The following is an 8,594-nucleotide window of genomic DNA, read 5'->3' on the forward strand; positions in this document are numbered from 1 at the left end:
GGCCCGGGGGCGGGCGCCCCCGGGGGGCCCGCCCCCCCCCCGGCGGCGGGGGGGGGGGGCGGCGTGGTCGCGAACCAGGTCGAGGGCCGCCGCCAGGGTGGGCGCGCCGGCCAGGTCGAGGCCGGTGCGGGCGAGCCCGGTGGACGTGGTGTGCACGTGTGCGTCCGTGAAGGCGGGCGTGACGAGTGCGCCGGCGAGGTCGATGACCTCGTCCACGCCGTCGGCGAAGGAGTCCGCCGCGCCTTCCGAGCCGACCCAGGCGACGCTGCCGCGCTCGACCACCATCGCCGTCGCGAAGGGGTCGGCCGGGCTGTGCACGGTGCCGCCGCGCAGCAGCACGGTGCCGCCCTCGGTCGGGGGGATGCCGGCGCTGGGGCCGGTGGCCGGGATGAGGTCGCTCACGGGGTTCGCCTCGCGGTGTCGGTTCGTCGGGGTGGGCATCGGGGCAGGCAGCCGGACGCGTCCGCGCCGCCGTCGCTGACCTGCGCCAGAGTGCCAGTGTCACCCGGGGCGGCGCGCGGTCCGCGCCGGGGGTCCGCCCGGGTCCTGAGTACGGGTGTGCACCGCGGCGCAGCACGGGTGTGCACCGCGGGCGGGCCGATGTGCATTGGGGGCGGGCCGGCGGGCGTCCCCGATGGGGCGGCGTCGTGGGCCGGCGGGCGCCTTGGGGGCGGCATCGCGTGCCGGGTCGGTGTGCCCGGCCGGTGGTCGGCGCCGGCCCGCCCGCGGTGGGTGGGCGCGGCGCCGGGTGGACCGGGTCGGGTACGCCGATCAGATATGGGGTGGCCGGGCTTCGTACGGAGTGGAGAGCACGACCGTGGTACGGGTGGAGACCCCGGCCAGTGAGCGGATGCGGGTCAGTAGGTGCTCCAGCTCCAGCGGGGTTTCGACGCGCACCTTGAGGATGTAGTTCTCGTCTCCGGCGACGCTGTGGCACGCCTCGATCTGTGGCACCTCGGCCAGCCGTTCGGCGATGTCGTCGGGGGCGCTCGGGTCGAAGGGCTTCACCGAGATGAACGCGGTCAGCGGCAGCCCGACGGCCTCCGGGTCGACCACGGCGGCGTAGCCACGGATGACGCCGCGCTGCTCCAGGCGTCGAACCCGTTGGTGCACCGCCGAGGTGGACAGGCCGGTGGCCTTGCCCAGGTCGGTGTAGCTCATCCGCCCGTCGTTGACGAGCAGTTCCACGATCTGTCTGTCCAACTCCTCCACCCGGTCACCCTATGGGGTAGCAGGCACTGAGGCACAGCGGGCGGGCGCCCGCGCGTGCGGCGCATCTGCGCGGGGCATGTGACGAATGCCACAGCCAGTGGCTCGGGACATGGGCGCGCCGGCGATTACCGCCACCGCGGCCCGGGAAATGCTTGCTGTGGTCGAGGCGGCCTTGTCGCCTTGTCGACCTTAGCCCGAGGGGGAGAACTCGATGCCCAGTCTTGAACGCCTGGACAGCAACGACAGTGACGTCTACGAGACGTACGAGATGTTCCGGGTGATGTGCCCGGACTGCGCGCGTCCCATCGCTCTGCTCGCCGACGAAGTCGTGCTGCCCGAACACGCGTTGTGCCCGTCTCCGTGGAACCCGTTCGGGCTGACGGTCTGCCCGGGCACCGGCCGTGGTGTCGCCGACGCGACGCCCGCCGACGACACCACCGGCTCTCAGGAGCAGGACGCGGCCCTGCTGCTGACGCTGCCGGAGAGCCTGGACTGGCGGACCCAGCCCTTCTCGCACATCGGCGGCCCCGGCTCGCGTCCGCGCCAGGTGCCGCGCCAGCCGACGCGCCGCAAGTAGCCGCGACGGCGCCGCCCGCACCTCGGGCCGGCACCGTCCGACTCCACACCGGTTCAACCGCTCGTCAACCACTCGGTGGCCGTCTCGCCCCGAGTGCCGCGCCGATCACGCCGGCGTCACCGCCCGCCTCCTGGCGCCCGGTCGACTCCGGCCGGCCCCGCCCTCATCGGGCCAGGGCCGGGCCGTCCTTCCCGTACCGCCGTCGTCACAGCTCCAGGTGCGCCTGCACGGGCAGGTGGTCGCTGGGGAACTGGCCGTCGAGCGCGAAGGTGTTGATCGACGCGTAGCTGGTGTGGATGCCGGGCGAGGTGAAGATCCAGTCGATGCGGTCGCCGTCCGGGACCAGCGGCCGGTAGCCGTGGAAGGTCGCGTACTGCTTGCCGCGCTGCTCGGCGTGGTCCCAGGTATCGATCAGACCGCCCTGGCCCAGCAGGGTGTCGTAGACCGGGTTCTGGTGCGCGGGCACGTTGAAGTCACCCGTGACGATCTTGGGCACGATCGGGTCCAGGCCGCGCAGCCGCTCGGCGATCAGGGTGGCCGAGCGCTCGCGGGCCGCCTGGTTGCGGTGGTCGAAGTGGGTGTTGAGGGCGTAGAACTGGCCACCGCTGCGCAGGTCGCGGAAGCGCACCCAGGTCGCCATCCGCACCACCGCGTTGCCCCAGGTGTTGGAGCCGATCACGTACGGCGTGCCGGAGAGCCAGAAGTGGTCGTACTCCAGTGGGGCGAGTCGCTGGGTGTCGTAGAAGACGGCCATGAACTCGCCCCGGCTGCCGCCCTCGCGACCGGTGCCGATCCAGTCGTAGTGCGGGCCGAGGTCCTGGGCGATGTCCCGGATCTGGCCGTAGACGCCCTCCTGGGTGCCGAGCAGGTGCGGGCGCTCGCGGCGCAGCAGGGTGCGCATGACGGGGCGACGCTCGGCCCAGGAGTTGGGGCGGGCGTCGGAGGCGAAGCGCAGGTTGAAGGTCATGGCGCGCAGGGCGCTGGCGCTGGCGGCCGGGGTGGCCGCCGCGGCGGCGCTCGTCCGCGGGACGTCGGCGGTGCCGGCCGCGCTGCCGGTACTGGTTCCGGCAGCACCGGCCGCGTTGGCTGACGGGGCGACGCCGACGGTCAGCGGCAGGGCCAGGGCCGCGGCTGCCGCCGCGCGCATCCCGTCGCGGCGGCTGAATCCGTTTCCTTCGATAGATGCGGCAGGTGGGGCGGGAGCGGTGGTGGGGGTATCGGTCATGACTGCTCCAGGGGTCGAGGGCGGCGTGCCCGACCGGGTGCGGTGCGGGCACAGCAGAGTGTTCGGGTGACTGGTGTGCCGGGCGTGGCATGTGAACACCGGGGGCGCGAACGGTCGGTGACCGCCCCGGAGTTCACCACCCGTCACCTGCACACCCCTGACCTCCCCCACCCGCCCTGCCCTGTCTGCCCCAATCCCTCCCGCACGCCCCGTGCCGCCTCCCCCTCTTGACCCCTGTCTCCCCCATTCGGCCGGTCGCCGCTGCGGGGTGCGCGTGGCGTACGCGAAGCGGCGCGGCGCCCCGTACTGGTGGGGTGCCGCGCCGCGCACGTACACAAGGGTGTGGCCGGATCTGGCTGCTGGTGGGCCAGCCGCGCCGCCCGGGTCAGCGGGATTCGCGGCCCGCGATCTGGCGGGCGATGACCACGCGCTGGATCTGGTTGGTGCCCTCCAGGATCTGGAGCACCTTGGCCTCGCGCATGTAGCGCTCGACGGGGAAGTCGAGCGTGTAGCCGTAGCCGCCGAAGAGTTGGACCGCGTCGGTGGTGACGCGCATGGCGGTGTCGGTGCAGAACAGCTTGGCCATCGCGGCCTGCTTGGAGTACGGCTGGCCGGCGTCGCGCAGCCGCGCGGCGGTCAGGTACAGCGCCCGGCCGGCCTCGATCTGGGTGGCCATGTCGGCCAGGATGAAGCGCAGCCCCTGGAAGTCCGCGATCGGGCGGCCGAACTGCTGGCGGTCGGCGGTGTAGCGCAGGCTCTCGTCGAGCGCGGCCTGTGCGATGCCGATGGCGCAGGCGGCGATGCCGAGGCGCCCGGAGTCCAGGGCGGAGAGCGCGATCGAGAAGCCCTGCCCCTCCTCGCCGAGCCGCCGGCTGTCGGGGATGCGCACGCCGTCGAAGTGGAGTTGCGCGGTGGGCGAGCCCTTCATGCCCATCTTGCGCTCGGGCGCCGCGGCCGACAGCCCCTCGGCGTCGCCCGGCACCAGGAAGGCGCTGATGCCGCGCGGCCCCTGCTCGCCGGTGCGGGCGAGCACGGAGTAGAAGTCGGCGACGCCGCCGTGCGTGATCCACGCCTTGGTGCCTTCGATGACCCAGTCGTCGCCCTGTCGGGTGGCACGGGTGACCAGTGAGGCGGCGTCGGACCCGGAGGCCGGTTCGGAGAGGCAGTACGCGCCGAGCACCCCGCCGCCGAGCATCACGGGCAGGTGCTCGGTGCGCTGTTCCTTGGTGCCGAATTCGGCCAGGGCGTGGCAGGAGAGGGTGTGCACGCTGACGCCGAGCCCCACCGTGAGCCGGGCTGCCGCCAACTCCTCCAGGACCTGGAGGTAGACCTCGTACGGCTGGGCGCCGCCGCCGTACTCCTCCGCGAAGGTGAGGCCGAGCAGTCCTGAGGTGGAGAGCAGGGCGAAGACCTCGCGGGGGAAGTGCCCGGCGTCCTCTTCTTCCGCCGCCCGGGGCCGGATCTCCCGGTCGGCGAGGTCGCGTACCAGCGCGAGCAGATCGCGGGACTCCTCGGTGGGCAACTGTCGCTCCACCGGCTGCGGGCCGGGGTGGGTCATGGCGGCGCTCTCCTCCCTGTTGGGCGCTCATCGGCGCACGACGAAGTCGCCCGGGTGCGGCGGCTCTGCCGTTTCTGCGGCTCAGCCGATCTTCCCTTGCCGGATTGCGACCCGGGATGACCTGCGGCTGTAGCGGGTTGGAGTATGCCTGATCGGCGGCTTCGCGTCACCGGCCGACGATCAGGTTCCGTCAGGCGCGAATTGGTCCGAACCATTGACCGTAGTGGTCTAGTCCTTCTACGGTTTCCCCGCAGAAGAGAACGCGTTCATGTCAAGTTCCGTGTTCTCCGGACTGATCCCCCCACCTCTCCCCACTCAGGAGACCCCATGGTCAGATCACAGCGCACACGCACGCGTCTGCCCGCGTTGGTCACCGCGTTCGCCGCGTCGGCGGCGGTCCTGGTCGGCACGTTGTTCACCGGCGCCGGGCCCGCGAACGCGGACGGCGCGCGCGCCACCAAGGACGACCAGGCACGCACCGCGGTCACCGCGCAGAGCGACCAGCAGAGCACCCAGGCACCGCGTTCCACCCCGGCCACCCCCACCAAGGCCGCGGGCAACAAGGTGGTCGGATACTTCGTCAACTGGGGTGTCTACCAGCGCAATTACCACGTCAAGAACATCGAGACGTCGGGCGCCGCATCGAAGCTGACGCACATCAACTACGCGTTCGGCAACGTCCAGGGCGGCAAGTGCACCATCGGTGACAGCTACGCCGACTACGACAAGCTGTACGACGCCAACACCAGCGTCGACGGCAAGACCGACACCTGGGACCAGCCGCTGCGCGGCAACTTCAACCAGCTCCGCAAGTTGAAGGCCAAGCACCCGAACCTCAAGGTGATCTGGTCCTTCGGCGGCTGGACCTGGTCGGGCGGGTTCGGTCAGGCCGCGCAGAACCCGGCGGCCTTCGCCGAGTCCTGCTACAAGCTGGTCGAGGACCCCCGCTGGGCCGATGTCTTCGACGGCATCGACATCGACTGGGAGTACCCGAACGCGTGTGGCCTCACCTGTGACACCAGCGGCAAGGACGCGCTGACCAAGGTGCTGTCCGCGCTGCGGTCCAAGTTCGGGCAGCAGAACCTGGTGACGGCGGCCATCTCGGCCGACGGCTCCAACGGTGGCAAGCTCGACGCCGCCGACTACAAGTCCGCCGCGCAGCACACGGACTGGATCATGCCGATGACGTACGACTTCTTCGGCGCCTGGGACGCGCAGGGCCCCACCGCCCCGCACTCCCCGCTCACCGCCTACCCGGGCATCCCGAAGGAGGGCTTCAACTCCGACGCGGCGATCCAGAAGCTGAAGGGCTTCGGCATCCCCGCTGACAAGTTGCTGCTCGGTATCGGCTTCTACGGCCGCGGCTGGACCGGTGTCACCCAGAAGGAGCCGGGTGGCAAGGCGACCGGCCCCGCGCCGGGCAAGTACGAGCAGGGCATCGAGGACTACAAGGACCTCAAGACCCGCTGCCCGTCCAACGGCACCGTCGGCGGCACGGCCTACGCCCACTGCGGCAACCAGTGGTGGAGCTACGACACCCCCGCCACCATCGGCGGCAAGATGAACTACAAGAACCAGCAGGGTCTCGGCGGCACCTTCTTCTGGGAGCTCAGCGGAGACACCTCGGGCGGCGAGCTGATCAAGGCGATCAGGTAGTCGACACCCGATGACCGCGGGCGACCGCGGTCGGTGACGCCCCAGGGTGGGGAGCCGGTCCGCCGGCTTCCCACCCGCTCGCCTTTCCGGGCCCCGTGCGGCGCCCGCGCGCCCTTCCCCGCTCGTACGACACCCGCCAGCGCTTGCCGTACGACGCCGGCTCGGGCATTTTGCACACCGCCCGCCCGTACCTTCCGTGCAGTGGCCGGGCCTTCCGTGCGGTGGCCGACCGCGTGGGTCCGTGCCAGCCTGGGGGCATCCCCAGACCCGCCGGGAGGTCTCACCACAGTGTCGTGGCGGCTCCGTACCCCCAGGTTCGCCCGTGGCCTGTTCGTGGTGCTGCTCGGGTACCTGGCAACGATCGTCGTCATCGACGAGCTGACCGCGCGCTACCTGCGGCTCGACGTGTACGCCGCGGTCGCGCCCATGGTCGCCGCCGCGCTGTGCACCTACCGCCAGACCCTGGTCATCGGGGCTCTCGACTTCGTCGCCATGACCGTCATCTACGGCGTGCTGCCGACCAGCGTGCCCACCGTGACCCGGGCCGGCGCGATCCTCAGCAATGCGCTGATGGTGGGCGCGAGCATCGCCGTGGCCCGGCTGCTGCGCGACCGCGAGGACCTGCTCGCCCGGGAGCGCGCCACCGGCGAGGCCGCCCAGCGGGCCCTGCTGCGCCAGCTTCCGCTGCGTACCCGCGAGGTCGTGGTGGACGGCTTCTACGTGTCGGCGCAGCGTGACGCGCTGGTCGGCGGTGACCTGTACGAGGCGGTGGAGACCCCGCACGGCACGCGGGTGCTCATCGGCGACGTCCGCGGCAAGGGGCTGAGCACGCTGGGCGCCGGCTCGGCCGTGCTGACCGCCTTCCGGGAGGCTGCCTACCACCGGCGCAGCCTGCTCAGCAGCGTGGGCGCGATGGAACAGGGCCTGGCCCGCTACAACGCCTCGGGCGAGGGACAGGAGCCGCTCGGCGCGCAGGAGCGCTTCGTGACCGCGCTCGTCCTCGGCACCGACGGCACGCCCCCGCACGACGCCGGGCGCCCGGCCCCAGACGCGCCGCTCCCGCTGCTCCTCGTGGACTGCGGCCACGTCGCGCCGTACGTGATCGGCCCCGACGGCACCGTACGGGAGGTCGAGATCGCCGAGCCGGGGCTGCCGCTGGGCCTCGGTGAGCTGGCCGAGCAGCCGCGGGACATCCAGCAGGTGGTGCTGCCGGCCGGCTGTCGGCTGCTGGCCTGCACGGACGGCGTGACCGAGGCCCGGGGCGCGGACGGCGCGTTCTACCCGCTGGCGGCCCGGCTCCAGCGCTGGGCGGTGCTGCCGACCGTTCAACTGCTCCGTACGCTGCGGGCCGACCTGGACGTGCACACCGGTGGGCAGCTCCAGGACGACGCGGCGGTGCTGATCATGGAGCGGCTGCCGGTCGCCGACCCGGTGTCGCGCCAGCCGGCCCGCGGCTGATCGGGGGCGGTCGGGGCGCGCTCGGCGTCGGGTGACCGTGCCGAGTGGCGCACTTCGGCACACCGTGCGGCGCCGTCCGGCCCGCCCCGTGTGGCGTCGTCCGGTCCTCGCCGCACGACCGTCATGGGGCATCGTGGGGCGCGGTGGGACGGCGCGGTGGGACGCCGTCATTGAGCGCCGTCATACGCGGCGCGGGGCACTGTCGTACGCGGCGGGGGCAGGCCCTGGCGGGGCCGGCGGCACGGCGCCGTCATCCATAAGAAGTCGGGTTGGTGGGGGCCCCAGTTCCCGGCGCGCACAGGGAGAAACCTCACGTGCCGCGCGGCCGGACCAACCGGGCCTGGATGTGGTTAACCCGTGTCACGATGATGCCTCGTCGCCCCGTGGCCACCGTCGTCGTCGTGGCCACCGTCGTCGTCGTGGCCACCGTCGCCGTAGCGCATCCGTCTCTGCCCCCCTACCCGCCCGTTGCCCCTAGCGCCTGCCGTACCCCTACCACCCCCTATCTCTCCTGCCTCCGTCCCCTGTCCGCGTCTGTCCGTCTTGGAGCGGCGATGACCTCGTCTCAGTTCAGTCCAGTCCTCTTGCTCATCGGCTTCGTCCTGTTGCTCGGGGCCATGTTCGGCGTCGCGTACGCCGTCGGCTCGGCGGCCGGGCCGGTCGCGCCGGGCCTCCACCGTTCAGGTGACGGAGGGTCCGGCGGCGACATGGACGACATGGGTGGGATGGACAACCACGGTCTCGGCGTGCTGTCGCCGGCGCCGGTCCGGGGCGTGCCGGCGGCGGGCGGGGGGGTGCGGGGGCCCGGGCCCCCCCCCCCCCCCCCCCCCCCGGAGGGTGAACAAAAAACACCCCCCCCCCCCCAAACCCCGGCTTTTATTTGGGGGGGGGGGGGGGATTTAAAAAAA

General features: G+C 72.3%; 8 protein-coding genes. 3 read left to right on the plus strand and 5 right to left on the minus strand.

Features of this window, described 5'->3' with window-relative positions:
• Nucleotides 1-402, minus strand: a 402-nt coding sequence (locus AAHZ94_RS22885; RefSeq protein ID WP_349994861.1) for an amidohydrolase family protein, incomplete at its 3' end; no start/stop codon positions are given.
• A gap of 369 nt (nucleotides 403-771) precedes the next feature.
• On the minus strand, nucleotides 772-1,212 hold the full coding sequence (locus AAHZ94_RS22890; RefSeq protein ID WP_349994862.1) for an Lrp/AsnC family transcriptional regulator: 441 nt from the start codon (nucleotides 1,210-1,212) through the stop codon (nucleotides 772-774).
• Between the two features lie 211 nt (nucleotides 1,213-1,423).
• Between AAHZ94_RS22890 and AAHZ94_RS36485 the strand changes: the two genes are divergently transcribed.
• Nucleotides 1,424-1,789 carry a hypothetical protein gene (locus tag AAHZ94_RS36485; protein ID WP_502964747.1) on the plus strand — a complete coding sequence of 122 codons (366 nt, stop codon included), beginning with the start codon at nucleotides 1,424-1,426 and terminating at the stop codon, nucleotides 1,787-1,789.
• 205 nt (nucleotides 1,790-1,994) lie between these two features.
• Here AAHZ94_RS36485 and AAHZ94_RS22900 read toward each other — a convergent pair whose 3' ends face one another.
• Together AAHZ94_RS22900 and AAHZ94_RS22905 are read right to left on the minus strand one after the other, a co-directional pair.
• Nucleotides 1,995-2,936: an endonuclease/exonuclease/phosphatase family protein gene (locus AAHZ94_RS22900; protein ID WP_502964748.1), complete on the minus strand. Its 942-nt coding sequence runs from the start codon at nucleotides 2,934-2,936 to the stop codon at nucleotides 1,995-1,997.
• A 463-nt stretch (nucleotides 2,937-3,399) separates the two neighbouring features.
• Nucleotides 3,400-4,572, minus strand: a complete 1,173-nt coding sequence (locus AAHZ94_RS22905; RefSeq protein ID WP_349994864.1) for an acyl-CoA dehydrogenase family protein — start codon at nucleotides 4,570-4,572, stop codon at nucleotides 3,400-3,402.
• Nucleotides 4,573-4,899: 327 nt separating this feature from the next.
• Between AAHZ94_RS22905 and AAHZ94_RS22910 the strand changes: the two genes are divergently transcribed.
• Together AAHZ94_RS22910 and AAHZ94_RS22915 are read left to right on the plus strand one after the other, a co-directional pair.
• Nucleotides 4,900-6,228: a glycoside hydrolase family 18 protein gene (locus tag AAHZ94_RS22910; protein WP_349994865.1), complete on the plus strand. Its 1,329-nt coding sequence runs from the start codon at nucleotides 4,900-4,902 to the stop codon at nucleotides 6,226-6,228.
• 288 nt (nucleotides 6,229-6,516) lie between these two features.
• Nucleotides 6,517-7,686 (plus strand): PP2C family protein-serine/threonine phosphatase, encoded by a 1,170-nt coding sequence (locus AAHZ94_RS22915; protein ID WP_349994866.1) that lies wholly within the window; start codon nucleotides 6,517-6,519, stop codon nucleotides 7,684-7,686.
• A 680-nt stretch (nucleotides 7,687-8,366) separates the two neighbouring features.
• On the opposite strand, the gene AAHZ94_RS22920 is transcribed toward AAHZ94_RS22915, so the two are convergent.
• The gene (locus AAHZ94_RS22920) at nucleotides 8,367-8,531 is read right to left on the minus strand and encodes a hypothetical protein (RefSeq protein ID WP_349994867.1); all 165 of its coding nucleotides are present in this window, start codon (nucleotides 8,529-8,531) and stop codon (nucleotides 8,367-8,369) included.
• Nucleotides 8,532-8,594 lie beyond the last annotated feature (63 nt).

The organism is Streptomyces sp. HSW2009 (assembly GCF_040240285.1).
Taxonomy (GTDB): Bacteria; Actinomycetota; Actinomycetes; order Streptomycetales; family Streptomycetaceae; genus Streptomyces.

Coding starts and splice junctions, on each gene's coding strand:
- AAHZ94_RS36485 (WP_502964747.1), top strand. CDS start 1,424: ATGCCCAGTCTTGAACGCCTGGACAGCAACGACAGTGACGTCTACGAG.
- AAHZ94_RS22900 (WP_502964748.1), bottom strand. CDS start 2,936: ATGCGCGCGGCGGCAGCCGCGGCCCTGGCCCTGCCGCTGACCGTCGGC.
- AAHZ94_RS22905 (WP_349994864.1), bottom strand. CDS start 4,572: ATGACCCACCCCGGCCCGCAGCCGGTGGAGCGACAGTTGCCCACCGAG.
- AAHZ94_RS22910 (WP_349994865.1), top strand. CDS start 4,900: ATGGTCAGATCACAGCGCACACGCACGCGTCTGCCCGCGTTGGTCACC.